This window comes from Streptomyces sp. NPDC047028, assembly GCF_040644095.1.
Classification (GTDB): domain Bacteria; phylum Actinomycetota; class Actinomycetes; order Streptomycetales; family Streptomycetaceae; genus Streptomyces.
Window position 1 is genome coordinate 211,103 of the sequence record NZ_JBEYVS010000001.1, and the last position, 16,246, is coordinate 227,348.

The following is a 16,246-nucleotide window of genomic DNA, read 5'->3' on the forward strand; positions in this document are numbered from 1 at the left end:
GTGACGCCGCCGCTCACGGGGGAGGGGACGTACGGAAGGAGCCGTCGGCGCGGGCCCGGATGGTGGCCGAGCGGCTGCGGGCCGAGGACGAGGCCGCGGCGCGGGAGGAGGCGGGAAGCCGGAGGCGGTGGCCGCTCCGGCAGAAGAAGGGAATCGCGCGGTCCGCGACGCCGCCCGGTTGGCGTACGGGGCCCGCTTGGCGGGAGATGAACGGCACCCGTGACCGCCGTCGCCGTACCGTGCGGTCCGTCGTCGGTGTGGTGCTGGCCGTCCTCGCCGCCGTACTCGTCGTACGGCCCTCGCTGATCGTCGACCGGCTGCCCGGCCGGGAGGCGAAGGCGGCGGGCGCGCCCTCGCCGCTGCCCGCCGAGACCGCGCTGCCGTCCCAGGGGCCGGGCGGGGTGTACGACACCCAGACGCCCACCCCCGAGCACCCCTTCCTCGGTTCGCCCGCCCGCCGCTGGGCCGACGGCGCCGACGCCATCGAGCTGCCCCCCGCCAAGGCCGTCGGCACCATGAGCAAGGCAGACGTGGCACTCGCGCTGCGCCGCACCAAGGAGTTCCTGGTCGCCACCAACCTGGACCCGAAGGTGCTGCTCGGCGGCACGCCCAGCCGCGCCCTCTCCCTCGTCGACCCGCATCAGCCGGGCATGATCGCGGAGTTCGGGCGGTCGCTGCGTGAGCCGAGCGCGAAGCACGACCCGTTGAAGCTCGTCAGCCGGTTCGATCCGCACGAGGTGCGTCTGGCCGGCAAGGTGATCAAGGTCCGCGGGCACATGACCTTCAAGGCCGGCAAGCCGGGCGAGGTGCTGGTCCACGCGGACTACTCGTTCGTGTATCCGCTGCTGCACGCCGGACCGCACGGCGACCGGCAGGTGGCGCGGACCATCATCCGCCGCGACCTGATCACGAGCCTGGCGGACCCGCGCACCTGGATGGCCACGAAGGGCAAGCTCGCGCTCAGCGAGTACGGCGAGGACATCGCCAACAGCACCTGCGGCGTCCACGACGGCTACCTGCACCCGGATTTCCCGGACAGTGCCCCCACCGGCGCCCCGCCGACCGGCTCGGCCGAGGACCCGTACGACCGCAGTCAGTCCCTCAAGGACGACGACCGGGACGTGGGCTGCGGGACGGTCACCCGCACCTGAGCACCGGGCGGGCCGAGGGCACCCCTGTTTGACGCTCGTCACCTTCGGGGTAATCTCTTCGGCCCGATTGGCCAGGCCCCTGCCCCATATGGCAGACTGTCCGAGTTGCTCGGTCGAGTGTTGATGCTGCGCGCCTCCCGCCGGGAGGACCGGAAGCGAGTCCCACAGTACTCGTCGTCCCTGCTCAGGGGCGGACGTACGGGAATCTTCCGGGAAGTGTGAGCGCGGCACCGGCCAGGCGCCCGGTGGGCCTTCCGGTCCCCGGCTTGCGGTTCCGGAAGGGCCGTGTGCATTCCCCGCAGGGATGTTCGAACAAGGGACATCTGTGTCAGCGGGAGCGCGACACGCCCGACCGCGTGGGTCGGAGAAAACGAAGGCAGCAGCAGGAATCCACCGGGTTCCGGAGCGTAAGAAGAGACAGGACTACTGAGTAGCCATGGCGGGACAGAAGATCCGCATCCGGCTCAAGGCCTACGACCACGAGGTCATCGACTCCTCGGCGAAGAAGATCGTCGAGACGGTGACCCGCACTGGTGCGTCGGTCGCGGGCCCGGTGCCGCTGCCCACTGAGAAGAACGTGTACTGCGTCATCAAGTCGCCGCACAAGTACAAGGACTCGCGCGAGCACTTCGAGATGCGCACGCACAAGCGCCTGATCGACATTCTCGACCCGACTCCCAAGACCGTTGACTCTCTGATGCGACTCGACCTCCCGGCCGGTGTCGACATCGAGATCAAGCTCTGAGGCTGGTGGCTGAGAATGGCTAAGCAGATCAAGGGCATCCTGGGCGAGAAGCTCGGCATGACGCAGGTGTGGGACGAGAACAACCGCGTTGTTCCGGTCACCGTCGTCAAGGCCGGCCCCAATGTCGTCACCCAGGTCCGCACGAACGACGTGGACGGCTACGAGTCCGTTCAGATCGCGTTCGGCGAGATCGACCCGCGCAAGGTGAACAAGCCCCTCAAGGGCCACTTCGCCAAGGCCGACGTCACCCCCCGCCGCCACCTCGTCGAGATCCGCACCGCGGACGCCTCCGAGTACACGCTCGGCCAGGAGGTCACGGCTGAGGTGTTCGAGGCCGGCGTGAAGGTCGACGTGACCGGCAAGAGCAAGGGCAAGGGCTTCGCCGGTGTCATGAAGCGTCACAACTTCAAGGGCCTCGGCGCCGGACACGGCACCCAGCGCAAGCACCGCTCGCCCGGTTCCATTGGTGGCTGCGCCACCCCGGGCCGCGTGTTCAAGGGCCTCCGCATGGCGGGTCGCATGGGCAACGAGCGGGTCACCACCCAGAACCTGACCGTCCACGCCGTTGACGCGGAGAAGGGTCTGCTGCTCATCAAGGGCGCGGTTCCCGGTCCGAACGGCGGCCTCGTCCTGGTCCGCACCGCGGCCAAGGGGGCCTGAGGTAACCGATGAGCACTGTTGACATCCTTTCGCCTGCCGGCGAGAAGGCCGGTACCGTCGAGCTCCCCGCGGAGATCTTCGACGCCAAGGTCAGCATCCCGCTGATCCACCAGGTCGTCGTCGCGCAGCTGGCCGCCGCCCGCCAGGGCACCCACAAGACCAAGACGCGTGGCGAGGTCCGCGGTGGTGGCCGCAAGCCGTACCGCCAGAAGGGCACCGGCCGCGCCCGCCAGGGTTCGACCCGTGCGCCGCAGTTCGCCGGCGGTGGCGTCGTCCACGGCCCGCAGCCGCGTGACTACTCGCAGCGGACCCCGAAGAAGATGAAGGCCGCCGCCCTGCGCGGTGCCCTCACCGACCGGGCGCGCCACAGCCGCATCCACGTCGTCTCCGGCGTGGTCGACGGCGACATCTCCACCAAGGCCGCCAAGAGCCTGTTCGGCAAGATCTCGGAGCGCAAGAACCTGCTCCTGGTCATCGAGCGCTCCGACGAGGCCGCGTGGCTGTCCGCCCGCAACCTGCCCCAGGTCCACATCCTGGAGCCGGGCCAGCTGAACACGTACGACGTTCTCGTCTCGGACGACGTGGTCTTCACCCAGGCCGCTTTCGAGTCCTTCGTGTCCGGCCCGAAGGCCACTGACACCGAAGGGAGCGAGGCCTGATGGCTACGCGTCACCCGAGCATCGCCTCCAAGGCTGCGAAGGCCGCCAAGGCCGCGCGCGTCGCCAAGGCGCGCCGCCACGCCGCCGAGGGCAAGAACACCGTCGAGACCCCGCTGAGCAAGTCCTTCACGGACCCCCGTGACGTGCTGCTCAAGCCGGTCGTCTCGGAGAAGAGCTACGCGCTCCTCGACGAGAACAAGTACACGTTCGTCGTCGCCCCGGGCGCCAACAAGACCCAGATCAAGCAGGCCGTCCAGGCGGTCTTCGAGGTCAAGGTCACCGGGGTCAACACGATCAACCGCCAGGGCAAGCGCAAGCGTACGAAGACCGGTTTCGGTCAGCGTGCCGCCACCAAGCGCGCGATCGTGACCCTTGCCGAGGGCGACCGTATCGACATCTTCGGCGGTCCGACCGCGTAAGCGGGTCGGATCGTCCGATATCGGACGAGGACTGAGAAATGGGAATCCGCAAGTACAAGCCGACTACGCCGGGCCGTCGTGGCGCCAGCGTCGCCGACTTCGTCGAGGTCACGCGGTCCACGCCGGAGAAGTCGCTGGTCCGCCCCCTGCACAGCAAGGGCGGCCGTAACAACACCGGTCGTGTGACCGTCCGCCACCAGGGTGGCGGCCACAAGCGCGCCTACCGCGTGATCGACTTCCGTCGTCACGACAAGGACGGCGTGCCGGCGAAGGTCGCGCACATCGAGTACGACCCCAACCGCACCGCGCGCATCGCGCTGCTGCACTACGCCGACGGCGAGAAGCGCTACATCCTCGCCCCGCGCAACCTGCAGCAGGGTGACCGCGTCGAGAACGGTCCCGGGGCCGACATCAAGCCCGGCAACAACCTGGCCATCCGCAACATCCCGGTCGGTACCACGATCCACGCGATCGAGCTCCGTCCCGGTGGCGGTGCCAAGTTCGCCCGCTCCGCCGGTGCGTCCGTGCAGCTGCTCGCGAAGGAGGGCTCGATGGCCCACCTCCGCATGCCGTCCGGCGAGATCCGTCTCGTCGACCAGCGCTGCCGCGCCACCATCGGTGAGGTCGGCAACGCCGAGCAGAGCAACATCAACTGGGGCAAGGCGGGCCGCAAGCGGTGGCTGGGCGTTCGCCCGACCGTCCGTGGTGTCGTCATGAACCCGGTGGACCACCCGCACGGTGGTGGTGAGGGCCGGACCTCCGGTGGTCGTCACCCCGTGTCCCCGTGGGGCAAGAAGGAAGGCCGTACTCGTTCGCCCAAGAAGGCGTCGAACAAGTACATCGTCCGCCGCCGCAAGACGAACAAGAAGCGCTAAGGACGGGTTGAGATGCCTCGTAGCCTGAAGAAGGGGCCCTTCGTCGACGACCACCTGATCAAGAAGGTGGACGCGCAGAACGAAGCCGGTTCCAAGAACGTCATCAAGACCTGGTCCCGCCGCTCGATGATCGTCCCGGCCATGCTCGGTCACACGATCGCGGTGCACAACGGCAAGACCCACATCCCGGTGTTCGTCACCGAGTCGATGGTCGGCCACAAGCTCGGCGAGTTCTCGCCGACCCGCACCTTCCGGGGCCACGTCAAGGACGACCGGAAGTCGAAGCGCCGCTAACAGCGGATCGCATTCAGACACGTAAGTAACTGAAGGGACAACCATGGAAGCCAGGGCCCAGGCGCGGTACATCCGCGTCACGCCCATGAAGGCCCGCCGCGTGGTGGACCTCATCCGTGGCATGGACGCCACGGAGGCCCAGGCTGTTCTGCGATTCGCTCCGCAGGCAGCCTCCGTGCCGGTCGGCAAGGTGCTCGACAGCGCCATCGCCAACGCCGCGCACAACTACGACCACACCGACGCCGACAGCCTCTTCATTTCCGAGGCCTACGTCGACGAGGGCCCGACCCTGAAGCGGTTCCGGCCGCGCGCCCAGGGCCGTGCCTACCGGATCCGCAAGCGGACCAGCCACATCACCGTGGTCGTCAGCAGCAAGGAAGGAACCCGGTAATGGGCCAGAAGGTAAACCCGCACGGGTTCCGGCTCGGTGTCACCACCGACTTCAAGTCGCGTTGGTACGCCGACAAGCTGTACAAGGACTACGTCAAGGAAGACGTCGCCATCCGTCGGATGATGACGTCCGGCATGGAGCGCGCCGGCATCTCCAAGGTGGAGATCGAGCGCACCCGTGACCGCGTCCGCGTCGACATCCACACCGCGCGTCCGGGCATCGTCATCGGCCGCCGCGGCGCCGAGGCCGACCGCATCCGCGGTGACCTGGAGAAGCTGACCGGCAAGCAGGTCCAGCTGAACATCCTCGAGGTCAAGAGCCCGGAGACGGACGCTCAGCTGGTGGCCCAGGCCGTCGCCGAGCAGCTGTCCTCCCGCGTCTCCTTCCGTCGCGCCATGCGCAAGAGCATGCAGGGCACGATGAAGGCCGGCGCCAAGGGCATCAAGATCCAGTGCGGTGGCCGTCTCGGCGGCGCCGAGATGTCCCGCTCGGAGTTCTACCGCGAGGGCCGCGTGCCCCTGCACACGCTCCGCGCGAACGTGGACTACGGCTTCTTCGAGGCCAAGACGACCTTCGGCCGCATCGGCGTGAAGGTCTGGATCTACAAGGGCGACGTCAAGAACATCGCCGAGGTCCGCGCCGAGAACGCCGCTGCCCGCGCGGGTAACCGCCCGGCCCGCGGCGGCTCCGACCGCCCGGCCCGTGGTGGCCGCGGTGGCGAGCGGCGCGGTCGCAAGCCGCAGCAGGCTGCCGGCGCCGAGGCCCCCAAGGCCGAGGCTCCCGCCGCCGCTCCGGCTGAGAGCACCGGAACGGAGGCCTGACCGTCATGCTGATCCCCCGTAGGGTCAAGCACCGCAAGCAGCACCACCCGAAGCGCAGCGGTATGTCCAAGGGTGGCACGCAGGTTGCGTTCGGCGAGTACGGCATCCAGGCGCTGACCCCGGCCTACGTGACGAACCGCCAGATCGAGGCGGCTCGTATCGCGATGACCCGCCACATCAAGCGTGGCGGCAAGGTCTGGATCAACATCTACCCGGACCGTCCGCTCACCAAGAAGCCCGCCGAGACCCGCATGGGTTCCGGTAAGGGTTCGCCGGAGTGGTGGATCGCCAACGTCAAGCCCGGACGTGTGATGTTCGAGCTGTCGTACCCCAACGAGAAGATCGCCCGTGAGGCGCTCCTTCGTGCGGCCCACAAGCTGCCGATGAAGTGCCGGATCGTCAAGCGCGAGGCAGGTGAAGCGTGATGTCGGCCGGTACCAAGGCGTCCGAGCTGCGCGAGCTGGGCAACGAGGAGCTTCTGGCGAAGCTCCGCGAGGCCAAGGAAGAGCTGTTCAACCTCCGCTTCCAGGCGGCGACGGGCCAGCTCGAGAACCACGGTCGGCTCAAGGCCGTCCGCAAGGACATCGCGCGGATCTACACCCTGATGCGTGAGCGCGAGCTGGGCATCGAGACGGTGGAGAGCGCCTGATGAGCGAGAGCAACGTGACTGAAGAGACGAAGGCCGCGCGCGGCTTCCGCAAGACCCGTGAGGGTCTGGTCGTCAGCGACAAGATGGACAAGACCGTCGTCGTCGCCGTCGAGGACCGCGTCAAGCACGCGCTGTACGGCAAGGTCATCCGCCGTACCAACAAGCTCAAGGCGCACGACGAGCAGAACGCCGCGGGTGTCGGCGACCGCGTCCTCCTCATGGAGACCCGGCCGCTGTCCGCGACGAAGCGCTGGCGCGTCGTCGAGATCCTCGAGAAGGCCAAGTAATTCCTGCGGGGCAAATCCGCAGGTCAGTTCCGCCAGGCTCGGCAGGGGCTCTCATCCGTGAGGCCCCTGCCGGGAACCGGCAGACAAACAGGAGATAGACGTGATCCAGCAGGAGTCGCGACTGCGCGTCGCCGACAACACTGGTGCGAAGGAGATCCTTTGCATCCGTGTGCTCGGTGGCTCCGGTCGCCGCTACGCGGGCATCGGTGACGTCATCGTCGCCACCGTCAAGGACGCGATCCCCGGTGGCAACGTGAAGAAGGGTGACGTCGTCAAGGCGGTCATCGTTCGCACCGTCAAGGAGCGCCGCCGTCCGGACGGCTCGTACATCCGCTTCGACGAGAACGCCGCCGTCATTCTGAAGAACGACGGCGACCCTCGCGGCACCCGTATCTTCGGCCCGGTCGGCCGTGAGCTGCGCGAGAAGAAGTTCATGAAGATCATCTCGCTCGCGCCGGAGGTGCTGTAAGCATGAAGATCAAGAAGGGCGACCTGGTCCAGGTCATCACCGGTAAGGACAAGGGCAAGCAGGGCAAGGTCATCGCGGCCTACCCCCGCGAGGACCGTGTCCTGGTCGAGGGTGTCAACCGGGTCAAGAAGCACACCAAGGCCGGCCCGACCGCCAGCGGTTCGCAGGCCGGCGGCATCGTCACGACCGAGGCGCCCGTCCACGTCTCCAACGTCCAGCTGGTCGTTGAGAAGGACGGCAACAAGGTCGTCACGCGTGTCGGTTACCGCTTCGACGACGAAGGCAACAAGATCCGCGTTGCCAAGCGGACGGGTGAGGACATCTGATGACGACCACCACCAGCCCGCGTCTGAAGCAGAAGTACCGCGAGGAGATCGCGGGCAAGCTGCGTGACGAGTTCAAGTACGAGAACGTCATGCAGGTTCCCGGCCTCGTCAAGATCGTGGTCAACATGGGTGTGGGCGACGCCGCCCGCGACTCCAAGCTGATCGAGGGCGCCATCCGCGACCTCACCACGATCACCGGTCAGAAGCCGGCCGTCACCAAGGCCCGCAAGTCCATCGCGCAGTTCAAGCTGCGTGAGGGCCAGCCGATCGGTGCCCACGTCACGCTCCGTGGCGACCGCATGTGGGAGTTCCTGGACCGCACCCTGTCGCTCGCGCTCCCGCGCATCCGCGACTTCCGTGGTCTGTCCCCCAAGCAGTTCGACGGCCGTGGCAACTACACCTTCGGTCTCACGGAGCAGGTCATGTTCCACGAGATCGACCAGGACAAGATCGACCGTGTCCGGGGTATGGACATCACCGTGGTCACCACGGCGACCAACGACGCTGAGGGCCGCGCGCTCCTTCGTCACCTCGGCTTCCCGTTCAAGGAGGCGTGAGCGAGATGGCGAAGAAGGCTCTGATCGCTAAGGCTGCTCGCAAGCCCAAGTTCGGTGTGCGTGGCTACACCCGCTGCCAGCGCTGCGGCCGCCCGCACTCCGTGTACCGCAAGTTCGGCCTGTGCCGCGTGTGCCTTCGTGAGATGGCTCACCGTGGCGAGCTGCCGGGCGTGACCAAGAGCTCCTGGTAGTCCCCCTAACAAGGGATTCCAGGGCTCTCGGTAAGCACTGGGCGTGTCAGGCGCCCTCCCCTCCATGGCTTAGGCTTGGAGGGTTGGGCGCCTGACAGTCGCCCGTACGACTTACTACGCCGTAGGTCCACCGCGCCGCACCCGTCCCGTCTCGGATCGGGGAGAGGGATGGCGCACCAGGAAACCCCGGCGAGAGAGGCCGAAGGCCAATTCATGACCATGACTGATCCGATCGCAGACATGCTTACGCGTCTGCGCAACGCGAACTCGGCATACCACGACTCCGTGACGATGCCGGCGTCGAAGATCAAGTCTCACATCGCGGAGATCCTCCAGCAGGAGGGCTTCATCACGGGCTGGAAGGTCGAGGACGCCGAGGTCGGCAAGAACCTCGTCCTGGAGCTGAAGTTCGGCCCCAACCGTGAGCGCTCCATCGCGGGCATCAAGCGGATCTCCAAGCCCGGTCTCCGGGTGTACGCGAAGTCCACCAACCTGCCGAAGGTGCTCGGCGGCCTGGGCGTGGCGATCATCTCCACGTCGCACGGGCTCCTCACCGACAAGCAGGCCGGCAAGAAGGGCGTGGGTGGGGAAGTCCTCGCCTACGTCTGGTAGCGGAAGGGAACGGAGGAAACAGCTATGTCGCGTATTGGCAAGCTCCCCATCACGGTTCCCGCCGGCGTGGACGTCACCATCGACGGCCGGACGGTCAAGGTCAAGGGCCCCAAGGGCGAACTGACCCACACCGTCGTGGCGCCGATCGACATCGCCAAGGGTGAGGACGGCGTCCTGAACGTCACCCGCCCCAACGACGAGCGTCAGAGCAAGGCCCTGCACGGCCTGTCCCGCACGCTGGTGGCGAACATGATCACCGGCGTGACCCAGGGTTACGTGAAGAAGCTCGAGATCAGCGGTGTCGGTTACCGCGTGACCGCGAAGGGCTCGAACCTCGAGTTCGCGCTCGGTTACAGCCACCCGATCACCGTCGAGGCCCCCGAGGGCATCACCTTCAAGGTGGAGGCCCCCACCCGGTTCTCGGTCGAGGGCATCGACAAGCAGAAGGTCGGCGAGGTTGCGGCCAACATCCGCAAGCTGCGCAAGCCTGACCCGTACAAGGCCAAGGGCGTCAAGTACGAGGGCGAAGTCATCCGCCGCAAGGTCGGAAAGGCGGGTAAGTAAGCCATGGCATACGGACAGAAGATCCTCAAGGGCGACGCCTACAAGCGCGCCGCGATCAAGCGCCGTCACATCCGGATCCGCAAGAACCTTTCCGGTACTGCCGAGCGTCCCCGTCTGGTCGTGACCCGCTCCAACCGCCACATCGTGGCGCAGGTGATCGACGACCTGAAGGGCCACACCCTGGCTTCGGCGTCCACGCTGGACAGCTCGATCCGCGGTGGCGAGGGCGACAAGTCCGCGCAGGCCAAGCAGGTCGGCGCCCTGGTCGCCGAGCGTGCCAAGGCCGCCGGTGTCGAGGCTGTCGTGTTCGACCGTGGTGGCAACCAGTACGCCGGGCGCATCGCCGCCCTGGCGGACGCCGCCCGCGAAGCCGGGCTCAGGTTCTGAGCCGCCGTAGCTAGCGGAAAAGAAAGAGGTAAATCCAATGGCTGGACCCCAGCGCCGCGGTGGCGGTGCCGGTGGCGGCGAGCGGCGGGACCGGAAGGGCCGTGACGGCGGCGCTGCCGCCGAGAAGACCGCGTACGTTGAGCGCGTTGTCGCGATCAACCGCGTCGCCAAGGTTGTGAAGGGTGGTCGTCGCTTCAGCTTCACCGCGCTGGTCGTGGTGGGCGACGGTGACGGCACCGTGGGTGTCGGTTACGGCAAGGCCAAGGAGGTGCCGGCCGCCATCGCCAAGGGTGTTGAGGAGGCCAAGAAGCACTTCTTCAAGGTCCCCCGTATCCAGGGCACCATCCCGCACCCGATCCAGGGTGAGAAGGCTGCCGGCGTCGTGCTGCTCAAGCCCGCGTCGCCCGGTACCGGTGTTATCGCCGGTGGTCCGGTGCGTGCCGTGCTCGAGTGCGCCGGTATCCACGACATCCTGTCGAAGTCGCTCGGCTCCGACAACGCGATCAACATCGTGCACGCCACCGTGGCGGCCCTCAAGGGCCTGCAGCGTCCGGAGGAGGTCGCGGCCCGCCGCGGTCTGCCCCTCGAGGACGTCGCTCCCGCGGCTCTGCTGCGTGCGCGTGCCGGGGCGGGTGCGTAATCATGGCGCAGCTCAAGATCACGCAGGTCAAGTCCTACATCGGCAGCAAGCAGAACCACCGTGACACCCTGCGTTCCCTTGGTCTCAAGGGGATCAACACGCAGGTCGTCAAGGAGGACCGCCCCGAGTTCCGCGGCATGGTGCGCCATGTCCGTCACCTCGTGACGGTCGAGGAGGTCGACTGATCATGGCGGAGCAGAACCCGCTCAAGATCCACAACCTCCGTCCCGCCCCGGGCGCCAAGACCGCCAAGACCCGCGTCGGTCGTGGTGAGGCGTCGAAGGGTAAGACGGCCGGTCGTGGTACCAAGGGCACGAAGGCCCGTTACCAGGTTCCGGAGCGCTTCGAGGGTGGCCAGATGCCGCTCCACATGCGCCTCCCGAAGCTGAAGGGCTTCAAGAACCCGTTCAAGACCGAGTACCAGGTCGTGAACCTCGACAAGCTGGCCGCGCTGTACCCCGAGGGTGGCGAGGTCACCGTCGAGGGCCTCGTGGCCAAGGGGGCCGTTCGCAAGAACAGCCTCGTCAAGGTCCTCGGCCAGGGCGAGGTCTCCGTGGCGCTGCAGGTGACGGTCGACGCCGTCTCCGGCTCCGCCAAGGAGAAGATCACCGCCGCCGGCGGCACGGTCACCGAGCTCGTCTGAGTCCCTCGGACGCCTCGATGACGTAAACGAACCCGACCGGGGATACCTCACAATGAGGTATCCCCGGTTGGTCGTTCCTAGGGGGGCAGTGTCGCCGGTAAGGTGGCCTGCACTGTTCTGTTTGGTATTTCGTCCGTCGTCATTCGTCGAACCTCAAGACCGTCACCCTTGACGCACGTGCGCGGGGGTCGCAGGAGGCACCGTGCTTACCGGCTTCGCCCGGGCGTTCAGGACGCCCGACCTGCGCAAGAAGCTGCTCTTCACGCTGTTCATCATCGTGGTCTACCGGCTCGGTACCCACATTCCGATCCCCGGCGTCAACTACAAGGCCGTCCAGACGTGCGTGAAAGAGGCGTCCGGCAACCAGGGCCTGTTCGGGCTCGTCAACATGTTCAGCGGTGGTGCGCTGCTCCAGATCACGGTGTTCGCGCTCGGCATCATGCCGTACATCACGGCGAGCATCATCCTGCAGCTGCTGACCGTGGTCATCCCGCGTCTGGAAGCCCTCAAGAAGGAGGGCCAGGCGGGTACGACGAAGATCACGCAGTACACGCGGTACCTGACGGTGGCGCTCGCCATCCTCCAGGGCACCGGCCTGGTGGCCACGGCCCGCAGCGGCGCGCTGTTCAACGGCTGCTCCGCCGCCCCCAGCATCGTCCCGAACCAGTCGATCTTCACGACGATCACCATGGTGATCTGCATGACCGCCGGTACGTGTGTGGTCATGTGGCTCGGTGAGCTGGTCACCGACAAGGGCATCGGCAACGGCATGTCGATCCTGATGTTCATCTCGATCGCGGCGACGTTCCCGTCCGCGCTGTGGGCGATCAAGAAGCAGGGCACGCTGGCCGGCGGCTGGATCGAGTTCGGCACGGTCATCATCGTCGGCCTGGTCATGGTCGGCCTGGTCGTCTTCGTCGAGCAGGCCCAGCGCCGCGTTCCGGTGCAGTACGCGAAGCGCATGATCGGTCGCCGTTCCTACGGCGGTACGTCCACGTACATCCCGCTCAAGGTGAACCAGGCCGGTGTGATTCCGGTCATCTTCGCCTCGTCGCTGCTCTACATCCCGGCATTGGTGGCGCAGTTCGCGGGCGGTAATTCGGGCTGGAAGCAATGGGTCACGACGAACCTGACCAAGGGCGATCACCCGGTTTACATCGTTACGTACTTCTTGCTCATCGTGTTCTTCACGTTCTTCTACGTGGCGATCTCCTTCAACCCCGAAGAAGTCGCCGACAACATGAAGAAGTATGGTGGCTTCATCCCGGGCATCCGGGCTGGCCGACCGACCGCTGAGTACCTGAGCTACGTGCTCAACCGGATCACCTGGCCGGGTTCGCTGTATCTGGGTGTGATCGCTCTCGTGCCGACAATGGCGTTGGTGGGCTTCAACGCGAACCAGAACTTCCCGTTCGGCGGGACCAGCATCCTCATCATCGTGGGTGTCGGCCTCGAGACCGTGAAGCAGATCGAGAGCCAGCTCCAGCAGCGCAATTACGAAGGGTTCCTCCGCTGATGCGTATCGTCCTCGTCGGGCCGCCCGGTGCCGGTAAGGGAACGCAAGCCGTCCGCCTCGCTGAGCAGCTGGCCATCCCGCACATCTCCACGGGCGACCTGTTCCGGGCCAACATCAGCCGGCAGACCGAGCTGGGCAAGCTCGCGAAGTCCTACATGGACGCCGGCAACCTCGTCCCGGACGAGGTGACCATCGCCATGGCCAAGGACCGCATGGAGCAGCCGGACGCCGAGGGCGGCTTCCTCCTCGACGGCTTCCCGCGCAACGTGAAGCAGGCCGAGGCGCTGGACGCGCTGCTGGAGACCGAGGGCATCAAGGTCGACGCGGTGCTGGACCTGGAGGTCCCGGAGGACGAGGTCGTCAAGCGGATCGCCGGCCGGCGCATCTGCCGCAACGACTCCTCCCACGTCTTCCACGTGACGTACAGCCCGCCGAAGAAGGCCGGCGTCTGCGACGTCTGCGGCGGCGAGCTGTACCAGCGCGACGACGACTCCGAGGACACGGTCCGCACGCGGCTGGAGGTCTACCACACGCAGACCGAGCCGATCATCGACTACTACAAGTCGCAGGGCCTGGTCGTGACGATCTCCTCCCTCGGCCCGGTGGACGAGATCACGCAGCGGGCGCTGGAGGCGCTCAAGCGCGAGAAGGCCGAGAACAAGTAGATCGCGGTCCTTCCGGCCGCGGTGCCCTCCGGGGCGCCGCGGCCGTAGTGTTGTGTAGGTAACCCAGCCGACCTGAGTGACGGAGAGCGCAGGCCCCCCATGGTGCAGATCAAGAGCCCCGAGCAGATCGCCACGATGCGCAGGGCGGGGCTGGTCGTCGCCGCGATCCACGCGGCCACCCGGGAGGCGGCGGTGCCCGGCGCCAGCACCAGGGATCTGGACCAGGTCGCCCGCAAGGTCCTCGACGAGCACGGGGCCAAGCCGAACTTCCTCGGCTACGGCGGCTTCCCCGCCACCATCTGCACCTCCGTGAACGAGGTCGTCGTCCACGGCATCCCGTCCGACGAGGTCGTCCTCAAGGACGGCGACATCATCTCCATCGACTGCGGCGCGATCATCGACGGCTGGCACGGCGACGCCGCCTACACGGCCTTCGTGGGCTCCGGCCACGCTCCGGAGCTGATCGAGCTGTCGCGGGTGACCGAGGAGTCGATGTGGGCGGGCATCGCGGCCATGAAGCAGGGCAACCGCCTGGTCGACATCTCCCGCGCCGTCGAGACGTACATCCGCCGCCAGCCGAAGCCGGGCGGCGGCAAGTACGGGATCATCGAGGACTACGGCGGCCACGGCATCGGCACCGAGATGCACATGGACCCGCACCTGCTGAACTACGTCGACCGCCGCCGCGGCAAGGGTCCCAAGCTGGTACCCGGCTTCTGCCTCGCGATCGAGCCGATGGTCTCCCTCGGCACCCCGCGCACGGAGGTCCTCTCGGACGAGTGGACGGTCATCACGACCGACGGCACGTGGTCGTCGCACTGGGAGCACTCGGTCGCCCTCACGGAGGAGGGCCCGCTGGTCCTCACCGCTCCGGACGGCGGCAAGGCGAAGCTCGCCGAGATGGGGATCACTGCCGCCCCCGACCCCCTGGCCTGAGCCCTGGCGCTTCGGGGGGATCTCGCGGTCGTGTGGGGCTGGTCGCGCAGTTCCCCGCGCCTCTTTGGGGCGCGCTGTCGTGCCCGGGGTGCTTAGGGATCTCCGCTGTAGGGCAGAATCCCTCGATTCGTGTTTCCGGGTGCGCTGACGTAGACTGACTCGTCGGCTCTCGTGCACCCGCATGTCCGCATGCTCCCCGTCAAGGGGAAAGAGGGAACGCCCGAGAGTCGATCAAGGTAGTCGATTCGAAGGGCGAAGCGTGGCCAAGAAGCAAGGTGCCATCGAGATCGAGGGCACTGTCGTCGAGTCTCTGCCGAACGCCATGTTCAAGGTCGAGCTCCAGAACGGCCACCAGGTCCTGGCACACATCAGCGGCAAGATGCGCATGCACTACATCCGCATCCTCCCTGACGACCGGGTCGTGGTGGAGCTGTCTCCGTACGACCTGACGCGTGGCCGGATCGTCTACCGCTACAAGTAGATCTTGCCCGCGCCCCGGCATCCGCCGGAGCGATGGCACTGACCCGGAGAACCTCACCAATGAAGGTCAAGCCGAGCGTCAAGAAGATCTGCGACAAGTGCAGGGTGATCCGCCGTCACGGTCGGGTCATGGTCATCTGCGAGAACCCGCGCCACAAGCAGCGCCAGGGCTGACGCACGACCGACCGCACCCTCTGCACCTCTATCGCAGAGATTCGCGCGACGCGAGCTGAATATGTTCATACGCAGAACCCCGGCGAGTGATCGCCGGACACCCCCGGCTCGGAGGCCGGGGACCCGGGTCGTACCAACTCTTCGCAATGGAGAGGCCGGCGGCCGGGAGCCGGTTCTGTGGAAGACCTCCGAAGATCACCAGGAGCCATTGAAGTGGCACGCGTTTCCGGTGTTGACATCCCGCGCGAAAAGCGCGTGGAGGTCGCCCTCACCTACGTGTTCGGCATCGGCCGGACCCTCTCGCAGGCGACGCTGGCAGCGACCGGCGTCGACCCGAACACCCGCGTTCGCGACCTCTCCGAGGAGCAGCTCGTCGCGATCCGCGAGTACGTCGACAACAACATCAAGACCGAGGGTGACCTCCGTCGCGAGATCCAGGCCGACATCCGCCGCAAGGTCGAGATCGGCTGCTACCAGGGTCTCCGTCACCGTCGCGGTCTGCCCGTCCGCGGTCAGCGCACCAGCACCAACGCTCGTACCCGCAAGGGCCCGCGTCGCGCCATCGCCGGCAAGAAGAAGCCGGGCAAGAAGTAGTCCGCAGCGGACACCTGTCCACGGTCTTCGCTGTAGGACCGACCACCTCCCGTAGGAGTTAAAGGATGCCCCCCAAGGGTCGTCAGGGCGCTGCCAAGAAGGTGCGCCGCAAGGAAAAGAAGAACGTCGCTCACGGCCACGCGCACATCAAGAGCACGTTCAACAACACGATCGTCTCCATCACGGACCCGTCGGGCAACGTGATCTCCTGGGCCTCCGCCGGCCACGTCGGCTTCAAGGGCTCCCGGAAGTCCACGCCGTTCGCCGCGCAGATGGCCGCCGAGTCGGCTGCCCGCCGCGCCCAGGAGCACGGCATGCGCAAGGTCGACGTGTTCGTGAAGGGCCCGGGTTCCGGTCGTGAGACCGCGATCCGTTCGCTCCAGGCGACCGGTCTCGAGGTCGGCTCCATCCAGGACGTCACCCCGACCCCGCACAACGGCTGCCGCCCGCCGAAGCGCCGTCGCGTCTGAGACACCGGCTGTTTCAGGGCTTTCCGGGCGGTACGACTCCTTGAACGGTCGTACCGCCCGTACCCTTGCAG

Annotated in this window: 29 protein-coding genes; all 29 read left to right on the plus strand. The window is 66.9% G+C overall.

Annotated elements, in window-relative coordinates; genetic code table 11:
- Positions 1-206: 206 nt before the first annotated feature.
- The 29 genes from ABZ854_RS01000 to rpsK all read left to right on the plus strand — a co-directional run bounded on the left by ABZ854_RS01000 (position 207) and on the right by rpsK (position 16,175).
- Positions 207-1,151: a hypothetical protein gene (locus ABZ854_RS01000; RefSeq protein ID WP_361202355.1), complete on the plus strand. Its 945-nt coding sequence runs from the start codon at positions 207-209 to the stop codon at positions 1,149-1,151.
- Positions 1,152-1,587: 436 nt separating this feature from the next.
- Positions 1,588-1,896 carry a 30S ribosomal protein S10 gene (rpsJ, locus tag ABZ854_RS01005; RefSeq protein WP_003948644.1) on the plus strand — a complete coding sequence of 103 codons (309 nt, stop codon included), beginning with the start codon at positions 1,588-1,590 and terminating at the stop codon, positions 1,894-1,896.
- Between the two features lie 15 nt (positions 1,897-1,911).
- Positions 1,912-2,556 (plus strand): 50S ribosomal protein L3, encoded by a 645-nt coding sequence (rplC, locus tag ABZ854_RS01010; RefSeq protein WP_062706771.1) that lies wholly within the window; start codon positions 1,912-1,914, stop codon positions 2,554-2,556.
- 8 nt (positions 2,557-2,564) lie between these two features.
- Positions 2,565-3,215 carry a 50S ribosomal protein L4 gene (gene rplD, locus ABZ854_RS01015; protein WP_129307395.1) on the plus strand — a complete coding sequence of 217 codons (651 nt, stop codon included), beginning with the start codon at positions 2,565-2,567 and terminating at the stop codon, positions 3,213-3,215.
- Entirely contained in the window at positions 3,215-3,634 is a 420-nt protein-coding gene (gene rplW / locus ABZ854_RS01020; protein WP_020941673.1) for a 50S ribosomal protein L23, read from the plus strand. Before rplD ends, rplW begins: the two co-directional genes overlap by 1 nt.
- Before the next feature lie 38 nt (positions 3,635-3,672).
- Positions 3,673-4,509 carry a 50S ribosomal protein L2 gene (gene rplB, locus ABZ854_RS01025; protein WP_129307394.1) on the plus strand — a complete coding sequence of 279 codons (837 nt, stop codon included), beginning with the start codon at positions 3,673-3,675 and terminating at the stop codon, positions 4,507-4,509.
- 12 nt (positions 4,510-4,521) lie between these two features.
- On the plus strand, positions 4,522-4,803 hold the full coding sequence (gene rpsS / locus ABZ854_RS01030; protein WP_007384069.1) for a 30S ribosomal protein S19: 282 nt from the start codon (positions 4,522-4,524) through the stop codon (positions 4,801-4,803).
- 43 nt (positions 4,804-4,846) lie between these two features.
- The gene (gene rplV, locus ABZ854_RS01035) at positions 4,847-5,194 is read left to right on the plus strand and encodes a 50S ribosomal protein L22 (protein ID WP_003974262.1); all 348 of its coding nucleotides are present in this window, start codon (positions 4,847-4,849) and stop codon (positions 5,192-5,194) included.
- Complete coding sequence (gene rpsC, locus ABZ854_RS01040; RefSeq protein WP_361202359.1) at positions 5,194-6,015, plus strand: 30S ribosomal protein S3; 822 nt, start codon at positions 5,194-5,196, stop codon at positions 6,013-6,015. Before rplV ends, rpsC begins: the two co-directional genes overlap by 1 nt.
- Before the next feature lie 5 nt (positions 6,016-6,020).
- Entirely contained in the window at positions 6,021-6,440 is a 420-nt protein-coding gene (gene rplP / locus ABZ854_RS01045) for a 50S ribosomal protein L16 (protein WP_073901439.1), read from the plus strand.
- A complete protein-coding gene (rpmC, locus tag ABZ854_RS01050) occupies positions 6,440-6,664 on the plus strand; it encodes a 50S ribosomal protein L29 (RefSeq protein ID WP_003974259.1) in 225 nt (74 codons plus the stop codon). Before rplP ends, rpmC begins: the two co-directional genes overlap by 1 nt.
- Positions 6,664-6,951: a 30S ribosomal protein S17 gene (rpsQ, locus tag ABZ854_RS01055; protein ID WP_030039759.1), complete on the plus strand. Its 288-nt coding sequence runs from the start codon at positions 6,664-6,666 to the stop codon at positions 6,949-6,951. The genes rpmC and rpsQ overlap by 1 nt, the downstream gene beginning before the upstream one ends.
- A 100-nt stretch (positions 6,952-7,051) precedes the next feature.
- Positions 7,052-7,420, plus strand: coding sequence for a 50S ribosomal protein L14 (rplN, locus tag ABZ854_RS01060; RefSeq protein WP_003998823.1), 369 nt, complete (start codon positions 7,052-7,054; stop codon positions 7,418-7,420).
- 2 nt (positions 7,421-7,422) lie between these two features.
- Complete coding sequence (rplX, locus tag ABZ854_RS01065) at positions 7,423-7,746, plus strand: 50S ribosomal protein L24 (protein WP_129307392.1); 324 nt, start codon at positions 7,423-7,425, stop codon at positions 7,744-7,746.
- Positions 7,746-8,303, plus strand: a complete 558-nt coding sequence (gene rplE / locus ABZ854_RS01070; RefSeq protein WP_129307391.1) for a 50S ribosomal protein L5 — start codon at positions 7,746-7,748, stop codon at positions 8,301-8,303. Before rplX ends, rplE begins: the two co-directional genes overlap by 1 nt.
- A 5-nt stretch (positions 8,304-8,308) precedes the next feature.
- Positions 8,309-8,494: a type Z 30S ribosomal protein S14 gene (locus tag ABZ854_RS01075; protein ID WP_003948630.1), complete on the plus strand. Its 186-nt coding sequence runs from the start codon at positions 8,309-8,311 to the stop codon at positions 8,492-8,494.
- Positions 8,495-8,707: 213 nt separating this feature from the next.
- Positions 8,708-9,106: a 30S ribosomal protein S8 gene (gene rpsH, locus ABZ854_RS01080; RefSeq protein WP_007384075.1), complete on the plus strand. Its 399-nt coding sequence runs from the start codon at positions 8,708-8,710 to the stop codon at positions 9,104-9,106.
- Between the two features lie 24 nt (positions 9,107-9,130).
- A complete protein-coding gene (gene rplF / locus ABZ854_RS01085) occupies positions 9,131-9,670 on the plus strand; it encodes a 50S ribosomal protein L6 (protein WP_361202362.1) in 540 nt (179 codons plus the stop codon).
- A 3-nt stretch (positions 9,671-9,673) separates the two neighbouring features.
- Positions 9,674-10,057 carry a 50S ribosomal protein L18 gene (gene rplR / locus ABZ854_RS01090; protein ID WP_067045323.1) on the plus strand — a complete coding sequence of 128 codons (384 nt, stop codon included), beginning with the start codon at positions 9,674-9,676 and terminating at the stop codon, positions 10,055-10,057.
- A 37-nt stretch (positions 10,058-10,094) separates the two neighbouring features.
- Entirely contained in the window at positions 10,095-10,697 is a 603-nt protein-coding gene (gene rpsE, locus ABZ854_RS01095; RefSeq protein WP_129307388.1) for a 30S ribosomal protein S5, read from the plus strand.
- Between the two features lie 2 nt (positions 10,698-10,699).
- Positions 10,700-10,882 (plus strand): 50S ribosomal protein L30, encoded by a 183-nt coding sequence (gene rpmD / locus ABZ854_RS01100; protein WP_129307387.1) that lies wholly within the window; start codon positions 10,700-10,702, stop codon positions 10,880-10,882.
- A 2-nt stretch (positions 10,883-10,884) separates the two neighbouring features.
- Positions 10,885-11,340, plus strand: coding sequence for a 50S ribosomal protein L15 (gene rplO, locus ABZ854_RS01105; RefSeq protein WP_030745257.1), 456 nt, complete (start codon positions 10,885-10,887; stop codon positions 11,338-11,340).
- Positions 11,341-11,542: 202 nt separating this feature from the next.
- Positions 11,543-12,856: a preprotein translocase subunit SecY gene (gene secY / locus ABZ854_RS01110; RefSeq protein ID WP_361202365.1), complete on the plus strand. Its 1,314-nt coding sequence runs from the start codon at positions 11,543-11,545 to the stop codon at positions 12,854-12,856.
- Positions 12,856-13,521, plus strand: a complete 666-nt coding sequence (locus tag ABZ854_RS01115; RefSeq protein ID WP_361202367.1) for an adenylate kinase — start codon at positions 12,856-12,858, stop codon at positions 13,519-13,521. The genes secY and ABZ854_RS01115 overlap by 1 nt, the downstream gene beginning before the upstream one ends.
- A 99-nt stretch (positions 13,522-13,620) precedes the next feature.
- Positions 13,621-14,457 (plus strand): type I methionyl aminopeptidase, encoded by an 837-nt coding sequence (gene map / locus ABZ854_RS01120; protein ID WP_361202369.1) that lies wholly within the window; start codon positions 13,621-13,623, stop codon positions 14,455-14,457.
- A gap of 259 nt (positions 14,458-14,716) precedes the next feature.
- Positions 14,717-14,938, plus strand: coding sequence for a translation initiation factor IF-1 (gene infA, locus ABZ854_RS01125; RefSeq protein ID WP_003948620.1), 222 nt, complete (start codon positions 14,717-14,719; stop codon positions 14,936-14,938).
- A 59-nt stretch (positions 14,939-14,997) separates the two neighbouring features.
- The gene (rpmJ, locus tag ABZ854_RS01130; protein ID WP_003998809.1) at positions 14,998-15,111 is read left to right on the plus strand and encodes a 50S ribosomal protein L36; all 114 of its coding nucleotides are present in this window, start codon (positions 14,998-15,000) and stop codon (positions 15,109-15,111) included.
- Positions 15,112-15,324: 213 nt separating this feature from the next.
- Positions 15,325-15,705, plus strand: coding sequence for a 30S ribosomal protein S13 (rpsM, locus tag ABZ854_RS01135; protein ID WP_071364953.1), 381 nt, complete (start codon positions 15,325-15,327; stop codon positions 15,703-15,705).
- A gap of 65 nt (positions 15,706-15,770) precedes the next feature.
- Positions 15,771-16,175 carry a 30S ribosomal protein S11 gene (gene rpsK, locus ABZ854_RS01140; protein ID WP_003956432.1) on the plus strand — a complete coding sequence of 135 codons (405 nt, stop codon included), beginning with the start codon at positions 15,771-15,773 and terminating at the stop codon, positions 16,173-16,175.
- Positions 16,176-16,246: the final 71 nt, after the last annotated feature.

Bases quoted from the DNA above. Each gene is read 5' to 3' on its own strand.
- ABZ854_RS01000 (WP_361202355.1), top strand. From the start codon at position 207: ATGAACGGCACCCGTGACCGCCGTCGCCGTACCGTGCGGTCCGTCGTC.
- rpsJ (WP_003948644.1), top strand. From the start codon at position 1,588: ATGGCGGGACAGAAGATCCGCATCCGGCTCAAGGCCTACGACCACGAG.
- rplC (WP_062706771.1), top strand. From the start codon at position 1,912: ATGGCTAAGCAGATCAAGGGCATCCTGGGCGAGAAGCTCGGCATGACG.
- rplD (WP_129307395.1), top strand. From the start codon at position 2,565: ATGAGCACTGTTGACATCCTTTCGCCTGCCGGCGAGAAGGCCGGTACC.
- rplW (WP_020941673.1), top strand. From the start codon at position 3,215: ATGGCTACGCGTCACCCGAGCATCGCCTCCAAGGCTGCGAAGGCCGCC.
- rplB (WP_129307394.1), top strand. From the start codon at position 3,673: ATGGGAATCCGCAAGTACAAGCCGACTACGCCGGGCCGTCGTGGCGCC.
- rpsS (WP_007384069.1), top strand. From the start codon at position 4,522: ATGCCTCGTAGCCTGAAGAAGGGGCCCTTCGTCGACGACCACCTGATC.
- rplV (WP_003974262.1), top strand. From the start codon at position 4,847: ATGGAAGCCAGGGCCCAGGCGCGGTACATCCGCGTCACGCCCATGAAG.
- rpsC (WP_361202359.1), top strand. From the start codon at position 5,194: ATGGGCCAGAAGGTAAACCCGCACGGGTTCCGGCTCGGTGTCACCACC.
- rplP (WP_073901439.1), top strand. From the start codon at position 6,021: ATGCTGATCCCCCGTAGGGTCAAGCACCGCAAGCAGCACCACCCGAAG.
- rpmC (WP_003974259.1), top strand. From the start codon at position 6,440: ATGTCGGCCGGTACCAAGGCGTCCGAGCTGCGCGAGCTGGGCAACGAG.
- rpsQ (WP_030039759.1), top strand. From the start codon at position 6,664: ATGAGCGAGAGCAACGTGACTGAAGAGACGAAGGCCGCGCGCGGCTTC.
- rplX (WP_129307392.1), top strand. From the start codon at position 7,423: ATGAAGATCAAGAAGGGCGACCTGGTCCAGGTCATCACCGGTAAGGAC.
- rplE (WP_129307391.1), top strand. From the start codon at position 7,746: ATGACGACCACCACCAGCCCGCGTCTGAAGCAGAAGTACCGCGAGGAG.
- ABZ854_RS01075 (WP_003948630.1), top strand. From the start codon at position 8,309: ATGGCGAAGAAGGCTCTGATCGCTAAGGCTGCTCGCAAGCCCAAGTTC.
- rpsH (WP_007384075.1), top strand. From the start codon at position 8,708: ATGACCATGACTGATCCGATCGCAGACATGCTTACGCGTCTGCGCAAC.
- rplF (WP_361202362.1), top strand. From the start codon at position 9,131: ATGTCGCGTATTGGCAAGCTCCCCATCACGGTTCCCGCCGGCGTGGAC.
- rplR (WP_067045323.1), top strand. From the start codon at position 9,674: ATGGCATACGGACAGAAGATCCTCAAGGGCGACGCCTACAAGCGCGCC.
- rpsE (WP_129307388.1), top strand. From the start codon at position 10,095: ATGGCTGGACCCCAGCGCCGCGGTGGCGGTGCCGGTGGCGGCGAGCGG.
- rpmD (WP_129307387.1), top strand. From the start codon at position 10,700: ATGGCGCAGCTCAAGATCACGCAGGTCAAGTCCTACATCGGCAGCAAG.
- rplO (WP_030745257.1), top strand. From the start codon at position 10,885: ATGGCGGAGCAGAACCCGCTCAAGATCCACAACCTCCGTCCCGCCCCG.
- ABZ854_RS01115 (WP_361202367.1), top strand. From the start codon at position 12,856: ATGCGTATCGTCCTCGTCGGGCCGCCCGGTGCCGGTAAGGGAACGCAA.
- map (WP_361202369.1), top strand. From the start codon at position 13,621: ATGGTGCAGATCAAGAGCCCCGAGCAGATCGCCACGATGCGCAGGGCG.
- rpmJ (WP_003998809.1), top strand. From the start codon at position 14,998: ATGAAGGTCAAGCCGAGCGTCAAGAAGATCTGCGACAAGTGCAGGGTG.
- rpsK (WP_003956432.1), top strand. From the start codon at position 15,771: ATGCCCCCCAAGGGTCGTCAGGGCGCTGCCAAGAAGGTGCGCCGCAAG.